Origin of the sequence: Kineococcus sp. NBC_00420 (genome assembly GCF_036021035.1) — a bacterium.
Classification (GTDB): domain Bacteria; phylum Actinomycetota; class Actinomycetes; order Actinomycetales; family Kineococcaceae; genus Kineococcus.
The window spans coordinates 695,001-714,607 of the sequence record NZ_CP107930.1; the positions used below are offsets into that span (position 1 = coordinate 695,001).

The window sequence follows — 19,607 nt, forward strand, 5'->3', positions numbered from 1 at the left end:
TTGCGTCATGCGCACCAGGCGTCACGCTGCGATCGTCGGTGGACTGGTCGTGGCCGGTCTGCTCGCCACCGGGGCACCGGCGCAGGCCGTGAGCACCCCGTTCGCCTACACCGGCATCGTCCGCGCCGCGGGCGCCGACCGGTACGAGACCGCGGCCGTCGTCTCCCACGGTTCCTTCGCACCCTCGCCCGGGTCGGCACTGTTCCTGGCCAGCGGTGAGTCCTTCGCCGACGCCCTCGCGGACGGCCCTGCCGCCGCCGGCCTCGACGGTCCGCTGCTGCTGACCGCCGCGAGGGGTCTCCCCCGACCCACGATCGACGTGCTGAAGCGGCTCGCGCCCGCGTTCGTGCACGTCGTGGGTGGGCCGGACCGCGTGCCCGACGCCGTCCTCAGCGCCGTGCGGGCACTGCTGCCCACCGCGACCGTCGACCGCACCGCGGGGGCGGACCGGTACGCGACGGCCACCGCGATCGCGACGCGCTTCTTCCCCGCGAACCAGACCTCCTTCGTCCTGGCCCGCGGTGACGCCTTCCCCGACGCCGTCTCGGGAGCGGCCCTGGCCGGCGGGAGGGGCGAACCGCTGCTGCTGACCGCGCCGAAGGCCCTCCCGTCGACCGTCACCGCCTGGCTCAACGCCTCCGACCGGGCCCGCGCCACCGTGATCGGCGGGGTCGACTCGGTCTCGGACCCCGTCGCGGACCAGGTCGCCCTCTTCCTCACCGACGCCGACCCGGTCGCGCGGCTCTCCGGTGCGGACCGCTACGACACCGCCGCCGTCGTGGCCCGGACGACCTTCCCCGACGCGGAGGTCGCGGTCCTGGCGACCGGCCGGAACTTCCCCGACGCCCTGGCCGCCGTGCCGGCGGCCGCGGTCAACGGCGCACCGTTGCTGCTGGTACCGGGCGACTGCACGCCCGCCGCCACGGACGACTACCTCTCGGGCGCGACCTCGCTCGGCGCGACGATCGTCGTGGGCGACGAGTCGGCGATCTCCGAGGAGTCCTTCGCGGGGACCTGCTGACCGCCGAGCGCCACCGCCTCGACCAACGTCCGGGCGACGTCCTGCGGGGCGAGCCCGGCCTCGTCGAGGAGGGCGTCGCGGCTGCCGACGTCCAGGAAACGTTGCGGGAGAGCGAAGGTGTGCACGGTCGTCGGGTCGTCGCGCCCGCGCAGCGCCGCCGCCAGCGCCCAGCCGACACCGCCGACCTCGCCACCGTCCTCGAGCACGGCGACGTGGCCGTGGCTGCGGGCCAGCTCCAGCAGCGCCTCGTCCACCGGCACCACCCAGCGCGGGTCGACGACGGTCACGCCGACGCCGTGGGCCCGCAGCCGAGCGGCGACGTCGAGGGCGCGAGGTACCAGCGAGCCCACGGCGACGAGCAGGACGTCGTCACCCTCGGCCCACGAGGGCCCCTCGAGGACGTCGGCGTGCCCGGCGCGGGCGATCGCGGGGATGTCGGCGGGCACCTTGCCCTTGCTGTAGCGCAGGACCGTCGGCGCGTCCTCGACGGCGAGCGCTTCGCGCAGTTCCTCGCGCAGGGTGGCGGCGTCGCGCGGGGCGGCGAGACGCAGGCCCGGGACGAGCCGGCACAGTCCGAGGTCCCACACGCCGTGGTGGCTGGGACCGTCGGGGCCGGTGACCCCGGCGCGGTCGAGGACGAAGGTGACCCCGGCCCGGTGCAGGGCGACGTCGAGCAGCAGCTGGTCGAAGGCGCGGTTGAGGAAGGTGGCGTAGAGGGCAACGACGGGGTGCAGACCGCCGGCGGCCATGCCGGCCGCGGAGGTGACCGCGTGCTGCTCGGCGATCCCGACGTCGACGACGCGGTCGGGGTGGGCGCGGGCGAACGCGTCGAGACCCACCGGGCCCTGCATGGCGGCCGTGATGCCCACGACGTCGCGGCGGACGTCGGCGATCGCGCGGATCTCCTCGCCGAAGACGCTGGTCCAGGAGGAACCCGAGGTGGCCTGCGCCTCCCCCGTCTCGGGATCGATGATCCCGACGGCGTGGAAGCGGTCGGCGTCGTCGGCGAGGGCCGGTTCGTAGCCGCGTCCCTTCTGGGTGATGACGTGGACGATGACGGGGCCGCCGAAGGACCGCGCGCGGCGCAAGGCGTGCTCGACGGCCTCGGTGTCGTGGCCGTCGACGGGTCCGACGTACTTGAGACCGAGGTCCTCGAAGAGCCCCTGCGGGGCGACGATGTCCTTGATCCCCTTCTTGACGCCGTGCAGCGTCTCGTAGGCGAGGCGGCCGGGGGTGCCACCGCGTCGCAGCGACTGCTTGCCCCAGTCCATGAGCTTCTCGTACTCGCGGGTCGTGCGCAGGGTCGCGAGGTGGGAGGCCATCCCGCCGATGGTCGGGGCGTAGGACCGTCCGTTGTCGTTCACGACGACGACCACGGGACGGCGTGAGGTGGCGATGTTGTTCAGCGCCTCCCAGGCCATGCCACCGGTGAGGGCGCCGTCACCGATGACGGCGACCACGCGACGCCCGTTCTCCCCCTGGCTCTCGCCGCGCAGCTCGAAGGCCCGGGCGAGCCCGTCGGCCCACGACAGCGACGTCGAGGCGTGCGAGTTCTCGACGACGTCGTGCTCGCTCTCCGCGCGGGAGGGGTAGCCGGAGAGGCCGCCCGCCTCACGCAGGTGGGCGAAGTCCTGGCGGCCGGTGAGCAGCTTGTGGACGTAGCTCTGGTGGCCGGTGTCGAAGACGAGGCGGTCGCGCGGGGAGTCGAAGACGCGGTGCAGACCGATCGTCAGTTCGACGACGCCGAGGTTGGGTCCGAGGTGCCCGCCGGTCCTGCTCACGGCGGCGACGAGGAAGTCGCGGACCTCCTGGGCCAGCGCGGGCAGGTCCTCGGCGGGCAGGGCCTTGAGGTCCTCGGGCCCCTTGATCGTCTCGAGCAGCCCCATGCGGGGTGGCCTCCTGTGTCGCGGGGTCGAGCGTGAACGGACTGAGCGAGTGTAGGAGGACCCCTCCCCGACGTCGGCCCGCACTCGCCCGTTCGGACAGAGCGTTCACAGGCGCGGCACGAACCTCTTCCCTCGCAGTGCCTGCTCGAGCAGGTCGACCGCGCGCGCCACCCTGCGCAGCCGCAGTTCCTCGCGGTCGAGCACGTCGAAGACCTGCGGCCCGACCTCGGGGGGCAGGTCGGCGGCGAGGTCCCGGCGGGCCGTGCTGCGGGCGCGGACGACGGCCTCCTGCTGAGCGCTGACGTGGTGGCCGACCAGCCAGGCCAGCAGCAGGGGGTGGTGGCGGACGGCGGCGTAGGAGCGGAACTCCGGCGGGGCCTGGTCGAGCAGCCAGGAGGAGGTGGCGACCTGCCAGTCGTCCACCTCGGGGGGCGGGACCTCCTGCGGCCAGCCCGGCGGGCCGTGCCGCGGACGTCGTTCGAACATGCGTTCGATGCTACGACGTCGTGGCGAGGAAGCGGACTGTGATGTATCTGGACATCGGTGACGGTTCTGCATCAGGGCATCGGTGACACTTCATGTGTCAGGACATCGGTGACACTTGCCGGACTGAGTCGCCGCCGGCCCGCGGCTCTTCCATTGCCGACGTACCGGACCCCCGGCGCGGGGCGGGTGTGCACGATGAGGACCCCACCCTCAAGGTCGGTGACGATGATCTTGTCGCCGTCGGTGGTGAGCAGAACCCGTTCGAAGCCGTACTGCCCGTCAACCCTGTACTGAACCCGGTCGAGCATGAAGGTGCCGGCACTGCTCAACGTCCTGATGCAGGTGTCGATGTGCAGATCCATCGGCAGATCCACGGGCGCGTCCGTGAGCGAGGTCGTGAGCGAGGTCGTGAGCGAGGTCGCCGTGGTCGGCCGGAGTCGGCCGGAGTCGGCCGGAGTCGGCGGCAGCTTCAGGGAGTCGGAGGTCGGGCAGTCGGGAAGGCAGCCGGGAGGGCTGGGGCCGCTCGAAGTGCGGACGCGGCGCCTCAACCTTGGCGGTGGCCTGCCAGGCCGTCAGGGGCGTAACCCGCCCCGGTAGCCCCTGATGGGGCCGCTGAGTGTTGTAGAGATGGTCGAAGGCGTCGACCTGCGTCTGCAGTTCGCCCATACCTTCAGCCAGGGGCTGCTTGTCCAAGTAGCGAAACAAGGTCTGGTGGAAGCGCTCGTTCTTGCCCTGAGTGGTCGGCTTGTACGGCTTGCCGGTGATCGCCTCGACCCCCAGGCGAGACACGTGCTCTACGAGCTGACCCACCCGACCTCGGCGGGCGGGGTTCAACGCGGCACCGTTGTCGGTCAACAGCCGTTGCGGGACACCGTGAGCGACAACGGCCTTGTCGAAGGTGGCGATCGCCGCCGCAGCAGTCTCGCTGGCCGCGACCACAGAGGCGACGGCGTAGCGGGAGTGATCATCAAGCAACTGGAAGATCACGCACTTGCGGCCGCCGGTGAGGACGTACTCGGTGGCGTCCATCTGCCAGCAGGCATTCGGTGCCGGGTAGACGAACCGGCGCCAGGCCGCGCGGGGCCGCTTCTTCGGCTCGGCGCGGGCCACGCCCCGCTCGCGCAGGATCCGGGCCAGCGCAGCGGTCGAGGGCACCACCGGCAGGCCCATCGCGGCCATCTTGTCGTGCACGCTGATCGGGCCGTGATCCAAGCCGGAGGCCTCCAAGGCAGCCCGGACCGCGACGGCTTGGTCCTTAACCTCCTCCGTCAGCCTTCTGGGGCTGACCGCAGGGCGCCGCGACCGGGGCTCCAGCACCGCCGCAGGCCCGTGCAGTCGTGCGCGCTTGCGCAGCTCGTAGAAGGACTTGCGGGAGATGTCGTGCTCGGCGCAGAAGGTTGAGACCGCCCCGCGCGGGGCGTCTTCGGGCCACTGGGCGATGGCGAGACGGACGCTGGGATTGATCGGTTCATGAGCAGCCACCGCCGCAGCCTCGCGGCCCCGGTGATCCCGACCGAACGATCGCCGGGCCCGTGCTTCGCCGTCACCGACATCACGTAGACGCAGGCTGCCCGCCACCCAGAGGAGGCGATGGCGGGCAGTCTGCGTCGGCTGACGCCATGCGGTCTAGAGGTAGGTCGCATCCGGGTTGGCGACCTGGGTGGCCCGAACGCTGGCTGTGGTCTTGGCTGTAGCGACGGTGCCGTTCTGCAGGTAGGCGGTCGCGTTGGCTGCAAACTCCTCACTGCCGGTGCCGTCGGTCAGCATCTTCATCAGGTCGGCCGGGTTCAGCTCCTTGATCGCGGCGCCAGCAGCGACCTGCTGGGCGCGCATGGAGGCGATGTTCACCGCCTCTTCGGGGAAGACCTCTCCCTCCTTGGGGGGCCAGCTGAACGTCAGACCGCTAGCGGCCTGGAGCATCTTGTAGTCGCCCGGGGTGAGGGGTCCGATGCCGCCACCGTCGATGAGGTTGTGGCGGGACAGGGCTTGCGCGGTCCGGTTCAGAGAGCTGCTGCTTGCGGCTCCGATGGGGTTGACCTGCATGGTGGCTCCCTCTCAGCTGTAGTCGACCGTGATGCTGTCGGTCACGTTCACTCCGCCCTTGATGGTCCCGCTACCACCAGACCAGATGAACTTGAAGTAGAGATCCTTGTTGGCTGCCAGACCATTGAAGGCCGTGGTGGACCCAGAGGGGTAGCTGGCGGCGGTGCAGCCGAAGCCGGTGTAGCAGATCTGCGAGCTCAGGGAGCCAGGGGCGAACGACGGTCGGCTGTAGCTGATGCTGTAGGACACGCCGGTGATCGTGCTCGTCGCTGGCACGGTGGAGGGTGCGGAGGGACCGAAGCCGGTGCGGCTGGCGCCGTAGGTGGTCAAGGTCAGCGGGGAGCCTGCTCCGCTGTAGTTCCCTGCGGCCTGGGCGGGCATCGCCAGGCCGGTGAGGGTCCCGACGGCCAGTGCGGCAGCGGCAGCGGTCCTGAGGGCGGTCTTGATCTTCACGTGTCTTCTCCCGGAGGTGAGGGTGAGGTGCAGTCACATGGGATTTGCCTGTGGGTTCTAGATGAACCGGATGAGACGGTACCTCATACCGCTACTCCGCGTAATGGGTTCATCACCCAAGGTTATAGTTTGAGGCTCAATCTGTCCGCTCTCACCTACGGGAGTGGCGACCCAGGTAGCCGGTAAAGGTCGCTGGGCGTCCATGCTCGCGGTACGCACCCTTGCCCGGGGCCGCACTGTGGCAGCGTCTCCGGGGGTGCGTAAGTGTCACCACCAGGATCGTTGGAAGTGTCACCAATGTCCTGATGTAGAACCGTCACCGATGTCCTGAGACATAACAGGCGAGGAAGCGGACTGTCATGTCACAGGACATCGGTGACAGTTCCGCATCGAGGAGTCGGTGACACTCCTCGGTCCTCCGAGCTCCTGCTGCCGTCCGGCCACCACGCAGCGCAGACCTCCTCCTGCACCGGGTGAGCGCGGGGCTGTCAGCGACTCACCCGCACCACCCCGATCTCACGGTCACGGACGTCACGGTCACGACAGTGTCCGCACTGGTCGTGGGCTCCGGCACACCAGTCACCACCAGGCTCGACTGCTCCCTGCGCGAGACCCCGCACAACGCCACGATGACCTGGTGGACGACCCCCAACCCTCCATCGACCTCACCCCCGCAGCCACCCGCGCCCTGACTCGACTTCAACCCTCAACCGGCGGACAACGCGGCCCTCTCTGTCAGCCTGGAGTGAGACAGCACCCGCTGTCTTGACTCTGACCCAAGGGTGGTGAAGGAGTCTCCGATGAGCGTGACCAACCCCCTCCTCACGGTGCAGGCTGAAGCAATGGGCAGCGCACCTGATCCAGAGATCCCCGCCCGTGCCCAACGCAGGACCTACACCGCGAAGTACAAGGCGCAAGTCCTCACCGAGTACGACGACGCGGACAAGACCACCCGCGGAGCCATCCTGCGCCGCGAAGGCCTCTACACCTCCCTCATCCCCGCTTGGTGTGAACAACGCGACACCGCCGCCCTCCACGCCCTGAGCCGGGCCCCGGGGCGGGCCAAGGCCGACCCGTTGGAACGAGAGAACGCCCGCCTGTCCAGGGAGAACGAACGCCTTGCCGCGGACCTGGCCAAGGCACAGGCGGTGATCGTGGTCCAGGGAAAACTCTCTGCGCTGTTGGACACTCTCACGACCAGCAGCCCGACCACCGACCGCGAGGCCGACAAATGATCGAGGCTACCTGGCCGAACTCACCCCGGTCATCGGAGTGACGACCGCTTGCCGCGCTCTGGGACGAACACGCAGCCGGCGCTGCCGGGAGGTGCATTGCCGGCCGCCACTGCAGGGCCCTCGCCGCGAACCGGCCGGTGGGGCCTCAACTCCGAGCCCTCAGCGCAGGCGAACGCCAAGGCGTCCTGGACGTCCTGCATCCACCGCGCTTCGTCGACTCCGCTCCTGCAGAGATCGTCGCGACGTCACTGGACGAAGGAACCTACCTGTGCTCCGAAACCAGCACGTACCGGTTGCTGCGCAGTCGGGGTGAGGTCCCCGAACGTCGCCGCCAGGCCACCCACCCGGCGCGGATGAAGCTTGAACTGGTCGCGACCGCGCCGAACCAGGTGTTCCTGGGACATCACGAAACCCGCGGGACCGGTGAAGTGGGGTTGCTTCCACCCCTACACGATCATCGACGTCCACTCCCGATACATCGTCGGGTGGATGATCGATCCACGAGAGTCCTCGACGCTGGCCGAGCCGTTCCTGGCCGAGACCATCACCCGTCACGGCAACGACCGGGATCAGTTGACGATCCACTCCGACAACGGATCCTCGATGGCGTCTCGTCCGACGGCGTTCCTGCTGGCCGATCTCGGGGTGACGAAGTCGCATTCGCGTCCGCATCGTTCCAACGACAATCCCTACTCCGAGACCACGTTCGAGACGTTGGAGTACCGCCCGGACTTCCCGGCCCGGTTCTCCAGCCTGGAGCGCGCCCGCAGCCACGGCAGGCAGTTCTTCACGTGGTACAACACCGAGCCCCGCCACTCCGAGCTTGGGCTGCTCACCCCCACTGACGTTCACCACGGTCGTGCCGGGGAGGTTCGAGCCCGCCGCTGCGCGACCTTGACCGCTGCCTACACTGAGCACCCTGAACGTTCTGCCCGGCACCCGCGACTGCCGACGCCACCCTCGACGGTCTACATCAATCGGCCGCCGGTGGACTCAACGAATCAAGCCTCTGCGTGACTCGACGAGGTTGACGGTTTTCGTGTCGGCGTCGGTACGTTGCGGGATCCGGGAGGACCTGTCCCCCACGCACATGATCGAGCTGCTACTGGCCGACTTGCTCGTGGCCGACTTGCTGTTGGTCGACCTGCTGCTGATCGACGCTGATGGTCTCACTACCCAGTGTCGCGGTGATGATCTGCTCGGCGACGACTGTGCGGACCCCGATGGTGACCCGCTCGACCGGGGCGACACGCAACGTGAACTCAGGAACTTCTTCGTGCAGCACGATGATCAGGTCACTCTCGCCCTCACCGTCACCCGGGAAGTGCGCCGGTACAGCCGCGGTCAAATCGCTGACCATGGTGTTGGTGGAGGTGGCTGCGGAGGTGGCGGCAAGAGTGTCCGCGGAGGTAGCCGGGGGGAAAGGCTCGTGACTGATCACGAGCTGCTCGATACGGACCGGAATCTCGATCGTTCGGGTGGTCGTCACGATCCGCTTGCTGAACCGAACCCGTTCCGTCGCGTAACGCGCACGAGAGATGAGCAGCCGCTCAGCGTGCAGAACGACATCGACAGTCGAGTCGACGTCGCCAGGAACGAGAGCAGGAAAATCATCGCCCTGGGCGGCGGCCACGGTGAACTGGTCAGTGGGAGCGGTGATGGTGGGTTCACCGGCGGGATTGCTGTTCATCCTGGTTCCTGACCTCGAGGCCGCTCGGTGGGCACTTCAACCCTGACATGCAGGGCCTCGCAGCGCAGGGTCCTGAGGAGCTGGAACAGAGAAAGCTGAGTGGCCATCAGCCCTGATGGTCCTGATGGCCACCGCAAGCGCGTTCAGCGCTTGTTGTGCTTGCCCGTGGTCCCGGTAGCGGTGTCTGCCACGCCGGCGGTGTTGCCGGTCTTGACACCGGCGTCGGCGTCGAGGTCGATCTGCTCTTCGCGCAGCTCGGCCTGGACGGTCTCGGTGCCCTGAACGGTCTCGGTGCCCAGCTGGACGCGCTCGACGGCGACGACGTCCTTCTCGGCCACGGCACGCTCCTCGGTGAGGACGATCTCGTGCTCTTCCTCGGTCAGGTCGCCACCGGAGAGGGCCGCCCCGCGGTTGGCCTCGGTGATCGGCTCGCGGGTGACAACGACCTCTTCGTGCGAGACCGGCACGGTGCGGGAGACGTTCTCGGTGGTGATGTACTTGCGCAGCCGCGCCCGGCCCGCCTCGCGGGTCTCGGTACCGACGCGCAGTTCTTCCTTCGAGCGGGTCATCGCGTTGTCGGTGTTGTCACCGGAGGTGTCGTAGCCCTCGCCGCGGCTGTGGTCGTAGCCGGAACCGGAGGCAGTGCGATCACTGGTGCGGTCGGTGTCGTAGCTGCCCGTCACACCAGTGCCCGTGTTGTGGGTGCCGGTGTTCTGGGTGCCGGTGTTCTGGGTGCCGGTGTTCTGGGTGCCGGTGTTCTGGGTGCCGGTGTTCTGGGTGCCGGTGTTCGGAGCCGAGGCGCTGGAGTCGGCGATGCCGTAGTGGCGGTACAGGTCGGCCTCGTCGGTCTCACTCAGCTCGGCACCCGGGTCGTGATGGGGAGCATCCTTGACGACCGACTTGGCGAACGGCACCTTGACGGAGTCCCCGGACGTGCTGGCCTGGGCCAGCGGGATCAGGGACAAGCTGGAGCCGAACAGGCCGGTCTTGACCGAGACCCACTCCGGCTGGCCGGAGGCGTTGTCGAGGTAGACCTCGTCAACCTTGCCGATCTTGTCGCCGTCGTTGTCGTAGACGGTGGTGCCGAACAGGGCGTCGGGGGTGATGTTCTGAGCCATGAGGGTTTCCTCTTCTTCGGTGTGGATGTCACGCAACGCGCTTCGACCGGCCGGTGCAGGAAGAAGTAGAGCCCCGATTCCTAGTCCGGTCAGGACCTGGTCGGGTGATGCAACCGCCGATCAGCGGCGGCGGCCGCTGAGGCTGCCGGCGACGGTGACCCCGACGGCAGCCACGGCGACCTGCAGGATCAGTTCGATCCAGTCGATGCCGGGGGTGTCGGCCACGTTCAAGAGCCGGGCCAGAGCGGTGCCGATCAACGCGGCGATGATGCCGACGACGATGGTCAGCAGGATGGAGATGTTCTGCTTGCCCGGCAGGACGAGGCGGGCCAGAGCGCCGATGATCGCGCCGATGATGATCGCGGTGATGATGCCACCGATGGTCATGGTTCTCCTTCGTGCAGGTCGACCGATGATCTGATCGGCTCAGGGTGTCTGCGGGTCGTGCGGTTCGAGAGGGCGCCGACGGGTCAGCGGGGCCTGCGGCGCAGAAGTCCACGCCGGGCGTTGCGGGGGTCGTCCTTGCGGGCCCGGGAAGACACCAGCCGGCCTGCGCCCAGCAGACCACGGGAGAGTTTCGTGGGGCCGCTACCGGCTTCCACCCGCCGGCCCAGGCCGGCGAGCAACCGTCCGGCCACCGGAACGGCGACGGTGAAGATGACCCATCGGCGCAGACCGCTGGAGAGCAGGACCCACATGTTCGATCTCCTTCAGTCGGGATGCTGGGTTCTTGACCGAGTCCGGTACCGGGTCCGGTGCCCGGCTTCGAAGTGGGAGTCAGTGCACGCGGGTCTGGTGGCGGGTTCGGCGGGCCACGGCCAGCTGCACCCGCGCGCGGGCGTCATCACGACCGAGAACCTGAGCCAGGTCGGTGGCGACGTCATCGGTGGCGGTGACCACCGACTGCAGATCAGCATCGGGTTCGACGGTGGCCTTCAACGCCACCACCAGCTGACCACGATCCCGCAGTACCCGGCTCGAAGCCGAACGAACCCCCGGAGTTTCAGCCAAGACGTCGGCTGCGGTGGCTGCGACCCCGGCCGGGTCGACGCGCAGTCGCCCGCTCTTGTTCGAGCCCTTCAACGACAACTCGCCCACCCCACGTCGAGGCAGGTGGGACAACAACCACCACAGGGCCAGCAGGATGAACACGGCGCCGGCGATGCCGGCGGCCCAGGGCCACCAGGCGGTGGCGAAGGTGTCGGTGGCTGTCTTCAAGGTCAGCTGCTGCGGGGACGCGGTCCACACCTTCACCAACCATCCTGCGCCCCAGGCGGCGACAGCCACACCGAGGACGAGCAGGACCAGGCCGACGATGATCGCGGCGAGGCGGTTGAGCCCCAGGACGGCGCGGCCCATCAGTTCTCCTTCGGGGTGTGGACGGTGACGGCCACCCGCGGCGGGGACTGCAGCGGCGACAACCGCTGCGCAACCGCCTCGGTCACCGACTCCCGCAGGCCCGCTTCAGCGGTGCCGCGAACGATGACGCTCACCGTGCGACGGGTGGCGGTCGAGGAGACGTCCAGGACACCGTCGACGTCCTGGGCGGCACCGGAGGCCAGCCGGGCGATGTCGCGGGTGTGCAGGAACACCCCGGTACGTGAGGTCAACGGGAGGGTCTTGCGCGAACGGGGACGCAACGCGGTCACGGCCAGCCACAACCCGATCAGGGCCACGACGATCCCGACCGGAATCAGCCACCACACCGGCGCGAACCCCTTCAGCCCGTCCACGCCGGCGCTCAGCCACGGGGTACCGGAGAAGGCGCCGGCTGCGACGAGGGCATCGCGCAGCAGCAGGACGCCGAGAGCTAGGAGCAGGATGGCCAGGATCGGGCCGATGACCCCGATGGGCCCGCTGCCGCTCTTCTGGTCCGCAGCCTGCATCGGAGCTCGTTCAGGGGCTGTGTCAGGGCTGGTCTGGAAGCTCACTGGACGCGTCTCCTCTCCGGGGTGGTGGGACGCAGCACCTTGGCGACCGTGACGTCGACGACGTCGACGTCCAGGTCGGCCAGGGTGCGCAGTCGCTCGGTGACGTGGTCACGCACGGCGGCGGCAACGGCAGCGGCCGGGCGAGGCCAGGCGGTGACGATGTCGACCTCGACCCGGGCGCGGTGACCGGCCACCTGCACATCGACGCGGGGGTAGGAACGCCCCAGGGCCGTCGCGATGGTGCCGGCGCTGTCCTGGGCGGCGATGACGCCGGGAACTTCCGCGACCGCAGCTTCGGCGATGCGTTCCACGGCCTTCTCCTTGACCTGCAGCGATCCGCGCGTTGCGATCTCGGTCCACTCCTCGGCGCTGAGTTCAGCCGCCGCCTGAGCGGGGCCGTCCCAGCGACGCACACTGGGTGCACTCGAGGTGTGTGCGTGGCGAGCCTTCTCAGCGCGGGAGTTCAGGCTGCCACGGCTGCTGGTTGCTGCGGTATCAGCGGTGGCGCCATCAGCCACGGCTGCGGCCGGGGACGAGGGCGGAGAGGTCCAGCTTGCCTTCCAGGTGGGCGCCGATGACGTAGCCGACGGCGGCGAAGAGCAGGGCCAGCAGGAACCAGCCGAAGCCACCTTGGATGGCGATGATGGCCAGGAGCAGGCCGGCGAAGATGCCGACGTTCGAGGCAGTCACGAGTTCCTCCAGGGGAAGGGGGGTGGGGCCTGCCGGATCTAGCCAGAACCGGCAGGTAGTGCAGCAGAACGGCCGCTAGTGCAGCAGAACGGCGCGCTGTGGCGCGGTAGCACCTGGTGCCGCAGGAAACGTCAGGCGGCGTGGGCGGCGGCGAGGTCTTCGACGAAGACCTGCACCGCCACGTCCACCACGGCCGCGACGACGGCGTGGATCTGCTGGGCCACGGCCCGGATGGGAGTCCCGTAGGCGAGGACGACGTGGATCTCCACGGTTTCGTCGCCGAGTTTGACCCCGGCCACCCGTCGGCCGGGCAGATAGGTCGCGACTTCACCGAAGCGGCCCGGGTGCAGTTCGACCACTCCTGGGACGGCCAGGACGAAACCCGCGATCTCGTCAGCGACTGTGACCTCCGACACCGGGACGGTGGAGATGACCTCCACCGCCCCGGTGACCGACGTGGGCGCCGCCGACGCCGTGCTCCCGGGAGTGCTTTCAGGGGCGGTGACTGGGGCGGGTGTCCACCCGGTGGCCGAGCCAGCGCCGAGGGGGGCGCCGGTCGGCGTGGTGGGCTCGGTCACCGGACGCGGGGAGCGGAGTCGGCGTCCTCGTTCTCATCGGCGTCGTCACTGGGCAGGTGGACGTCGGCGACGGCGATGTTGACCTCGGTGACCTGCAGACCCGTCATCCGCTCGACGGAGGCGATGACGTTGCGGCGAACACCGGCGGCGAGGTCGGCGATGGCGACGCCGTACTCGGCGATGAGGTCGATGTCGACGGCGGCCTGGGTTTCCCCGACCTCCACCGAAACGCCCTGGGAGTGGTTGACGCGGCCGCCGGGGATGCGTTCACGCAGGGCGCCGACGGCGCGGGAGGCGCCACCGCCGAGGGCGTGCACCCCGGAGACGTCCTTGGCGGCGAGCCCGGCGATCTTGGAGACGACGGTGTCGGCGATCGAGGTCGTGCCCTGGTTGGAGAACAGGGACGCGTCGCGACCGGAGCCGTCACGGGAGACGGCCAGCGCGTTGGAGCCAGCGGTCGGCACGGCCTTGGGGGTAGCGGTCGTGGTGGTGGTGGTGCGCTCGCTCACGAGAACTCCTTCAAACGTTGAGGGGTGCAGCCGGCGATCGCGCTGCCGGCCGTGGTGGCCGGGCGTCGTTCGTGGTCTGTCACGGGGATAGAGACGAAGAACCGGCGAAACGGCACGGTCCCTCAAGTATGACCTGCGTCACATTTTGGGATGGGTCGTTGTTCACCCGACAAGATCGCGGTGTTGAAGTTGCCGCGACCTGCGACCCCTGCTGCACTCGGTTCTGCGCCCGGACCACCGACGCGACGTCTTCTCGAAGGGTGCGCCGTGAACCCGCACCCCGGATCCCCCCGATCCCGTGGCACCGAACCCTCCGGCGCCCCCTCCACACGCACTGCACCCCCGTCGGGAGCCCCCCGGTGGTAGAGAGCCACCGGGAGCGAAGCGGCCCCTCCGGTGCCGCCGCTAGCTGGGACGCATCAGGTGGTACTGGACCGGACGGCATCGAACGCCGAGCCCGACAGCGAGGCACGAACGAACTGCCGGATTTCCCCATCCCCGGCGACCACGACCCGTCATCGGCCGGCGGTTCTTCCACCTCCAGCGTTCCGGGGGAATCACCGCGCAACACCAGCGCGGCGACGACGGTCCCCGATGAGGTGCTGACGCGGCGGGCGGCACTGGGCGACAAGGTGGCCTTCGCGCACCTGACCCGACGACACGGCCCGGCGCTGTACCGCTACGTGTTCCGGCTGCTGAACGACACCTCCGACGCCCAGGACTGCGTGCAGGAGGTGATGGTGTCGGCCTGGAAGAACATCACCTCCTTCCGCGGCGACTCCGCGTTCCGGACCTGGCTGTTCGTACTGGGCCGAAACGCGGCGCAGAAACTCAGCCAGCGGCGTCGGCCGCGCTTTCCCGAGTCGGGCTCACGCCCTGTCATCGACTTCGATCAGGCCACCGCGGGCCTGCGAGATCTGCACGCCGACCCTGCACGTGACACGATCGACTCCCAACTCCTCGCCGCGCTGGATGCAGCGCTACTGCTGCTGCCCGAGCGGCAACGCAGCGTGTGGATCCTGCGGGAGATCGAAGATCTCTCCTACGCCGACATCGCCACTGTCGTGAGTGTCAGCCCCACCGCCGTGCGGGGTCTGCTGCAACGGGCCCGCACGGCGATCGCAGCGACCTTGGAGGAGTGGCGGTGAACATGAAGAACGACGACGACGGTCACGACGAGAGCACCTCCGGCGACCGCGATGGTGACCGGACCGGCGACAGCGGTGGAGCTCGCCGCGCTGACGGCACCGTCACTGACCGGCTCGCGCAGGCCACGATGCTGCTGCGCCAGCACACCGACGCCGGCTGGGAGGCCATCGAAGACCGCGTCCTGGCCCGTGCGTTGAGCCTGTTCCGCCCCTCGGCACCCCTGCGCGGGCGGCATCACGACGGCGACTTCTTCGTCGCCTCCGACGTCCTCGTCGCCCAGTTGCGCGAGGCGGTCGACGCTGTCCCCCACGCCGCTGCACAGCAGATCACCTGCACGAGCGGGCACGATGACCAGCTGGAATCAGTGACGATCCAGCTGATCGCCCTCTTCGGCACCCCCCTGCTGGAACTCGCCGACCGCATCCACCTCGTAGCGCTCAAGGTGCTGCGGGAGCTGCTCGGTGAACTCGCCCCCGCCGCCGAACAGGTCCACACCCACGTTCACATCGGCGACGTCTCCCGCGATGCTCGCATCGTGGACTGAGCTGCGACTCCTGCCCGTGCTCGTCTCGAAATCAGCGCTCTGACGCCGACGGCTCGTCCTCGGTGCCTCCGCGGGCCCCTTGGCGCGGTACCGGCAGACGGCGTGGTCGGACACCACGAGACCGTCGTCGAGTCAAGGCGGCCTCCCGTTCGCCGAGGAGCATCGCCCGACGAACTGCCCGCTCCAGCGACTCGTCCCGAACCTCATCCCCGGGCCGAGAGCCGAAGCTGGCCTGCCCGAGGATCGTCGCGGCCTCAGCAGTGACCGTCGCCTTCGCCGCGAGCGCGGCTTCTTCGAACGACGTCGCCTCGCAGTGTTGCGCGGTCAACGTCTCATCGGTGTCCCCACCCCCCTTCATCGACTCCAAGGGTGGCGAGGAAGTCATACGGCCACCTGGAACCGCCCAGACCCGGACACGGCGTAGGCAGTCGGGACCTCCCCGCTGAGGGCCGGACGTGTCGGCGCAGGCGCTGCAGCGCAGCAGCTCCGCGAGGACGCGTGACTCACTGGGTACCCAGTGCTGCGTCCAGCCGGTAGCAGGGTGCTCATCGGGTGAACCGGTTGCATGTCTCACCACGGCCCTTCAACGTGTTGCGGGTGCAGGCAGAACAACGGTAGCCGGACGCGCCACAACGACTTCCCGATCCGCAGGCAACAGCAGGCGATTCGGGTCTGCCGACGTGTGGTCGGTCTGCTGCAGGGAACGACCAACCGCCTCTGCGGCGCTCCACGGCGTACCACCGCGGCCGTTCCCGCGCCCTGCCCGTGGACGAACTCTGCCCGTGGACGAACTCTGCGACGCCCTGCTGGGCCGCACCGGTGACCAGATCGAGGACGACGGCGCCCTCCTCGCCCTGCAGGTCCACCCCGAAGACGGACCCCTCCCCGAGGAGGCAGGATCCCCGAACGTCTCCTACCGCCTGCAGCACGGACTGACCTGGTCAGGGAGGACTGCTCGAGCGGGAGTCAACACAGCCAGGACGTAGGCGGCGTGGAACGAGTTGCGGGATCATGTCGCGGTGAGGAACGCGAAGGAGTCCACCCGCCCGCCCGGTGCCCTGGCTCGGCTGCGCACTGCGACCGCCCCGGCTCACCAACGTCTGAACGAAGGCCTGGACGTGTTCTCCCGTCCTTGGAGCCTCGACGTGCACCGCCGCTGGCTGAGCCTGACCTGGGGACTGCTCGCGCCTCTGGAGCGAGACCTGGCCGTGTGGGCGGAGGAGGACCCCGACGCCCTCGACGTGGTCACCCGAGCGCGCGCCGACCTGGCGTTGGCCGACCTCCGCGTGCTGGGCGTCGAGGACGTCGACCTCGAGGATCTTCAGGAGTGCCCCGACGTGCCCCCGGCGACGACGCGTTCCGCCGCACTCGGGGTCTGCTACGTCCTGGACGGATCCACCCTCGGCGGTCAACTCGTCGCCCGCGCCGCGGTGGCTGCCGGAGTACCGGTGCAGGCGTGCACCTCGCTGACCGGGCGCGAGGGTGTCGGGCGGCGCTGGCGCGAGACCATCGCCGCGTTGGACGCCCTGCGTGAAGACGATGTCGCCGCAGCAGTCCGTTCCGCGATCGCGACCTTCACCGCCTACGAGCGATGGCTCTCCTCCTTGTCGCGACCCGGCCACCACGACGGACTCGACTCCACGAGTTAGCCTCGAAGAGGGGTGGCCACCGGTCGCTCGAAGTTCTGGCACGAGGGGTGCACGTCATCACCAGATTCTGCTGCTCGTCCGTCGAGCGGGTCGCGTCGGCGATTCGCGCGTCTCCCAGGATGGGGACCCGGTGAGCACCACCCCACCAGGTGCTCCGCTGCACCCGGAAGCGTTCGCGCCGGCCTATCCGGCTGTTGACCTGACGACGTGCGAGAGCGAACCCATCCACGTTCCCGGAGCTGTACAGCCGCACGGCGTGCTGCTGGCTGTCGACCGTGCCACCCGGCAGGTGGTGGTTGCCTCCGCGAACGCCGGGGAGCTCTTCGCTCGTGAAGTCGATGACGTCCTCGGCGCCCCCCTGCACGAGCTGCTGGGTCTGGACCTCGCCGCCCGAGTGTCGGCAGCTGAGGCCGCGGACAACCTGGACGAGGCGCTCCACGCCCGCCTCGAAGTGGGCGGTGAGAACGTCGACGTCGACGTCGTACTGCACATCTCCGGCGATCGGCTCGTGGTGGAGATCGAAGGCCTTCCTGACCAGGCCGCGCCGGTGTCCTACCGCGCCACACGGGGGGCGGTGGCGCGCCTGGCCGGTAGCGCCGGCATCGAGGACCTGTGTGCGGTCCTGGCCCGTGAAGTGCGGGCCCTGACCGGTTTCGACCGGGTCATGGTCTACCGCTTCGACCCGCAGTGGAACGGCGAGGTCGTCGCCGAGGACCGCCGGGCAGACCTCAACCCCTTCCTCGGCCTGCACTACCCCGCCTCCGACATCCCCGCCCAGGCACGCCGGTTGTACACGCTGAACTGGGTGCGCCTGATCGCCGACGTCGACTACACCCCCTCCCCGTTGACTCCCCTGCTCGACCCCGATGCCGGTGCCCCACTTGACCTCTCGCACTCGGTGTTGCGCAGCGTCTCCCCCATTCACATCGAGTACCTGAAGAACATGGGGGTGGCGGCATCGATGTCGGTCTCCCTCGTCGTCGACGGGCGGTTGTGGGGTCTGGTGGCCTGCCACCACTACACCGGCGCGCACCGCCCCGGCTACGACGCGCGCTCAGCCGCGGAGTTCCTCGCCCAGACGACCTCCCAGCTGGTCGCTGAACGCGTGCGCTCCCAAGAACGTGACGAGGCCCTGGCCGCGCACGAACTCATGTCCGACATCCTCGCCAACGTCGCCGCCAGCACCCGTGAACCCCTGGCCACGTTGATCGAGAACGGGCGGCTGCTGGAGCTGCTGGACGCCACCGGTGCTGCGGTGTGGGACGGGCATCAGCTGCGCACCTGCGGTCAGGTACCTCCGTGGGCGGTGCTGCAACGCATCGCCGCACTCCTGGCCCGCAAGGACGGTGCCTCGACCTTCACCGATCACCTCGCCACGCTCAGCCCCGGCCTGGGCGAGGTCGCCGACACGGCGGCGGGGGCGCTGCGGGTAGGGATCGACGACACCGGCTGGCTGCTGTGGTTGCGACCGGAACAGCCCCGCGTCGTGGAGTGGGGTGGTGATCCGCACAACGCGAAGATCGCGGCCACCGAAGGTCTGGAGGTGCGGATCAGCCCGCGCACCAGCTTCGAGAAGTGGCGCGAGGTCGTTCGTGGGCGCAGCACCGCGTGGCGACCCTGGCACGCCAGCACCGCAGACCGGCTGCGCACCCAGATCACCGGGATCATGCTCGGCCGCTCCCACGGACAGATCGCCATCGCCGAATCCCTGCAACGCGCTGTCGTGCTCGACGAAGCACCGCAGGTACCCGGCATGGACGTCCTGGCCCGCTACCGCCCCACCGAAGGCGGTCAGCTCGGCGGGGACTGGTGGGACGTCCTGCCACTGCAGACGGGCCGAGTCGCAGTCGTCGTCGGTGACGTCGCTGGACACGGGGTGCACGCCGCCGCGGCGATGGCGCAACTGCGCACCGCGCTGCGCGCCTACCTCCTGGAGGGACACTCCCCCGCCTCCGCCCTGGACCGCCTGGACACCCTGGTGTGCACGCTGCTGGGAAACCACACCGCGACCGCCCTCGTCGCCGTCATCGAGCATGCCCGCCCCGGCAGGAGCAGCGGTGCCGAGTCCGTCGAGGGCGGGGAGAACGTGATCGTGGAACTGGCCAGCGCGGGACATCCCCCACCACTGCTCATCAGTACCTCCGGGACCTCGGGTGACCTCAGTGGCGCGAGCACCAGCACGGTGCACGTGCCCCCGCGTCCGATGCTCGGGCTGGGGTTCGGTCCCACCACCGGTCTGGCGGAAGAGGTCGTACGGATCTCACTGCCACCCGACGCCCTGCTGCTGATGTTCAGCGACGGACTGGTGGAGCGACGTGACGCGAGCATGGAGCACACCACCGCGGTCCTCGCTGCAGCTGCCACGGGTGCGGCCACGGACTTGTTCGTCGCAGCGGTCAGCCCGGCGGATGCGATGGCGACCTTGGCGGACCGGCTTCTGACCGCGGTGGCCGGTGGAGCGGGTGACGACACCACCCTCGTTCTCGTCCGGCCTCACCGTCCGTAGGGATCTGCTGCGGTGATGGTGGAGAGAAGTCGCAACGGCGAGGTCTCCGGTTCTGGCTGAAAGACAACAGGACTGCAGATGCCGGTGACGGCCGGCAGAGATGACACGGAGCTTGACCT

The 19,607-nt window shown here is 69.3% G+C and carries 20 protein-coding genes and 2 pseudogenes; 7 read left to right on the plus strand and 15 right to left on the minus strand.

Annotated elements, in window-relative coordinates; translation table 11 throughout:
• Window positions 1-7 precede the first annotated feature (7 nt).
• Complete coding sequence (locus tag OG218_RS03410; RefSeq protein ID WP_328291799.1) at window positions 8-1,021, plus strand: cell wall-binding repeat-containing protein; 1,014 nt, start codon at window positions 8-10, stop codon at window positions 1,019-1,021.
• On the opposite strand, the gene dxs is transcribed toward OG218_RS03410, so the two are convergent.
• The 5 genes and pseudogenes from dxs to OG218_RS03435 all read right to left on the minus strand — a co-directional run bounded on the left by dxs (window position 931) and on the right by OG218_RS03435 (window position 5,889).
• Window positions 931-2,907, minus strand: a complete 1,977-nt coding sequence (gene dxs, locus OG218_RS03415; protein ID WP_328291800.1) for a 1-deoxy-D-xylulose-5-phosphate synthase — start codon at window positions 2,905-2,907, stop codon at window positions 931-933. The two genes, OG218_RS03410 and dxs, sit on opposite strands and share 91 nt — an antisense overlap.
• Before the next feature lie 105 nt (window positions 2,908-3,012).
• Entirely contained in the window at window positions 3,013-3,393 is a 381-nt protein-coding gene (locus tag OG218_RS03420) for a hypothetical protein (protein WP_328291801.1), read from the minus strand.
• Window positions 3,394-3,936: 543 nt separating this feature from the next.
• Window positions 3,937-4,875 (minus strand): annotated as a pseudogene (locus tag OG218_RS03425) (DDE-type integrase/transposase/recombinase); the annotation flags it as partial.
• Between the two features lie 144 nt (window positions 4,876-5,019).
• On the minus strand, window positions 5,020-5,436 hold the full coding sequence (locus OG218_RS03430) for a hypothetical protein (protein ID WP_328291802.1): 417 nt from the start codon (window positions 5,434-5,436) through the stop codon (window positions 5,020-5,022).
• Between the two features lie 12 nt (window positions 5,437-5,448).
• Entirely contained in the window at window positions 5,449-5,889 is a 441-nt protein-coding gene (locus OG218_RS03435; RefSeq protein ID WP_328291803.1) for a flagellar protein FlhE, read from the minus strand.
• An 800-nt stretch (window positions 5,890-6,689) separates the two neighbouring features.
• Between OG218_RS03435 and OG218_RS26550 the strand changes: the two are divergent.
• Window positions 6,690-8,141: pseudogene (locus OG218_RS26550) on the plus strand (IS3 family transposase).
• An 85-nt stretch (window positions 8,142-8,226) separates the two neighbouring features.
• Here the strand turns inward: OG218_RS26550 and OG218_RS03450 are convergent.
• From OG218_RS03450 to OG218_RS03495, 10 genes are all read right to left on the minus strand, one after another.
• On the minus strand, window positions 8,227-8,814 hold the full coding sequence (locus OG218_RS03450) for a YsnF/AvaK domain-containing protein (RefSeq protein WP_328291806.1): 588 nt from the start codon (window positions 8,812-8,814) through the stop codon (window positions 8,227-8,229).
• Window positions 8,815-8,957: 143 nt separating this feature from the next.
• The gene (locus tag OG218_RS03455) at window positions 8,958-9,932 is read right to left on the minus strand and encodes a DUF2382 domain-containing protein (protein ID WP_328291807.1); all 975 of its coding nucleotides are present in this window, start codon (window positions 9,930-9,932) and stop codon (window positions 8,958-8,960) included.
• Between the two features lie 120 nt (window positions 9,933-10,052).
• Window positions 10,053-10,319, minus strand: a complete 267-nt coding sequence (locus tag OG218_RS03460) for a GlsB/YeaQ/YmgE family stress response membrane protein (protein WP_328291808.1) — start codon at window positions 10,317-10,319, stop codon at window positions 10,053-10,055.
• An 83-nt stretch (window positions 10,320-10,402) separates the two neighbouring features.
• Window positions 10,403-10,630 carry a hypothetical protein gene (locus OG218_RS03465; RefSeq protein WP_328291809.1) on the minus strand — a complete coding sequence of 76 codons (228 nt, stop codon included), beginning with the start codon at window positions 10,628-10,630 and terminating at the stop codon, window positions 10,403-10,405.
• Between the two features lie 79 nt (window positions 10,631-10,709).
• Window positions 10,710-11,291 carry an alkaline shock response membrane anchor protein AmaP gene (gene amaP, locus OG218_RS03470; RefSeq protein ID WP_328291810.1) on the minus strand — a complete coding sequence of 194 codons (582 nt, stop codon included), beginning with the start codon at window positions 11,289-11,291 and terminating at the stop codon, window positions 10,710-10,712.
• A complete protein-coding gene (locus OG218_RS03475) occupies window positions 11,291-11,818 on the minus strand; it encodes a DUF6286 domain-containing protein (protein WP_328291811.1) in 528 nt (175 codons plus the stop codon). The genes amaP and OG218_RS03475 overlap by 1 nt, the downstream gene beginning before the upstream one ends.
• Window positions 11,819-11,859: 41 nt before the next feature.
• Window positions 11,860-12,276, minus strand: a complete 417-nt coding sequence (locus OG218_RS03480; protein WP_328291812.1) for an Asp23/Gls24 family envelope stress response protein — start codon at window positions 12,274-12,276, stop codon at window positions 11,860-11,862.
• Between the two features lie 97 nt (window positions 12,277-12,373).
• On the minus strand, window positions 12,374-12,553 hold the full coding sequence (locus OG218_RS03485) for a DUF2273 domain-containing protein (protein WP_328291813.1): 180 nt from the start codon (window positions 12,551-12,553) through the stop codon (window positions 12,374-12,376).
• Window positions 12,554-12,684: 131 nt separating this feature from the next.
• Complete coding sequence (locus OG218_RS03490) at window positions 12,685-12,969, minus strand: Asp23/Gls24 family envelope stress response protein (protein ID WP_328291814.1); 285 nt, start codon at window positions 12,967-12,969, stop codon at window positions 12,685-12,687.
• Window positions 12,970-13,127: 158 nt separating this feature from the next.
• Window positions 13,128-13,571, minus strand: a complete 444-nt coding sequence (locus OG218_RS03495) for an Asp23/Gls24 family envelope stress response protein (protein WP_380162498.1) — start codon at window positions 13,569-13,571, stop codon at window positions 13,128-13,130.
• Between the two features lie 668 nt (window positions 13,572-14,239).
• On the opposite strand from OG218_RS03495, the gene OG218_RS03500 reads away from it, so the two are divergent.
• The 5 genes from OG218_RS03500 to OG218_RS03520 all read left to right on the plus strand — a co-directional run bounded on the left by OG218_RS03500 (window position 14,240) and on the right by OG218_RS03520 (window position 19,488).
• Entirely contained in the window at window positions 14,240-14,788 is a 549-nt protein-coding gene (locus OG218_RS03500; protein ID WP_328291816.1) for an RNA polymerase sigma factor, read from the plus strand.
• Window positions 14,785-15,333: a hypothetical protein gene (locus tag OG218_RS03505; RefSeq protein ID WP_328291817.1), complete on the plus strand. Its 549-nt coding sequence runs from the start codon at window positions 14,785-14,787 to the stop codon at window positions 15,331-15,333. The genes OG218_RS03500 and OG218_RS03505 overlap by 4 nt, the downstream gene beginning before the upstream one ends.
• 782 nt (window positions 15,334-16,115) lie before the next feature.
• The gene (locus OG218_RS03510) at window positions 16,116-16,319 is read left to right on the plus strand and encodes a hypothetical protein (RefSeq protein ID WP_328291818.1); all 204 of its coding nucleotides are present in this window, start codon (window positions 16,116-16,118) and stop codon (window positions 16,317-16,319) included.
• Window positions 16,320-16,352: 33 nt separating this feature from the next.
• A complete protein-coding gene (locus tag OG218_RS03515; protein WP_328291819.1) occupies window positions 16,353-16,982 on the plus strand; it encodes a biliverdin-producing heme oxygenase in 630 nt (209 codons plus the stop codon).
• Window positions 16,873-19,488, plus strand: a complete 2,616-nt coding sequence (locus OG218_RS03520) for a SpoIIE family protein phosphatase (protein ID WP_328296208.1) — start codon at window positions 16,873-16,875, stop codon at window positions 19,486-19,488. Before OG218_RS03515 ends, OG218_RS03520 begins: the two co-directional genes overlap by 110 nt.
• Window positions 19,489-19,607 lie beyond the last annotated feature (119 nt).

Bases quoted from the DNA above. Each gene is read 5' to 3' on its own strand.
- OG218_RS03410 (WP_328291799.1), top strand. From the start codon at position 8: ATGCGCACCAGGCGTCACGCTGCGATCGTCGGTGGACTGGTCGTGGCC.
- dxs (WP_328291800.1), bottom strand. From the start codon at position 2,907: ATGGGGCTGCTCGAGACGATCAAGGGGCCCGAGGACCTCAAGGCCCTG.
- OG218_RS03420 (WP_328291801.1), bottom strand. From the start codon at position 3,393: ATGTTCGAACGACGTCCGCGGCACGGCCCGCCGGGCTGGCCGCAGGAG.
- OG218_RS03430 (WP_328291802.1), bottom strand. From the start codon at position 5,436: ATGCAGGTCAACCCCATCGGAGCCGCAAGCAGCAGCTCTCTGAACCGG.
- OG218_RS03450 (WP_328291806.1), bottom strand. From the start codon at position 8,814: ATGAACAGCAATCCCGCCGGTGAACCCACCATCACCGCTCCCACTGAC.
- OG218_RS03455 (WP_328291807.1), bottom strand. From the start codon at position 9,932: ATGGCTCAGAACATCACCCCCGACGCCCTGTTCGGCACCACCGTCTAC.
- OG218_RS03460 (WP_328291808.1), bottom strand. From the start codon at position 10,319: ATGACCATCGGTGGCATCATCACCGCGATCATCATCGGCGCGATCATC.
- OG218_RS03465 (WP_328291809.1), bottom strand. From the start codon at position 10,630: ATGTGGGTCCTGCTCTCCAGCGGTCTGCGCCGATGGGTCATCTTCACC.
- amaP (WP_328291810.1), bottom strand. From the start codon at position 11,291: ATGGGCCGCGCCGTCCTGGGGCTCAACCGCCTCGCCGCGATCATCGTC.
- OG218_RS03475 (WP_328291811.1), bottom strand. From the start codon at position 11,818: ATGCAGGCTGCGGACCAGAAGAGCGGCAGCGGGCCCATCGGGGTCATC.
- OG218_RS03520 (WP_328296208.1), top strand. From the start codon at position 16,873: ATGTCGCCGCAGCAGTCCGTTCCGCGATCGCGACCTTCACCGCCTACG.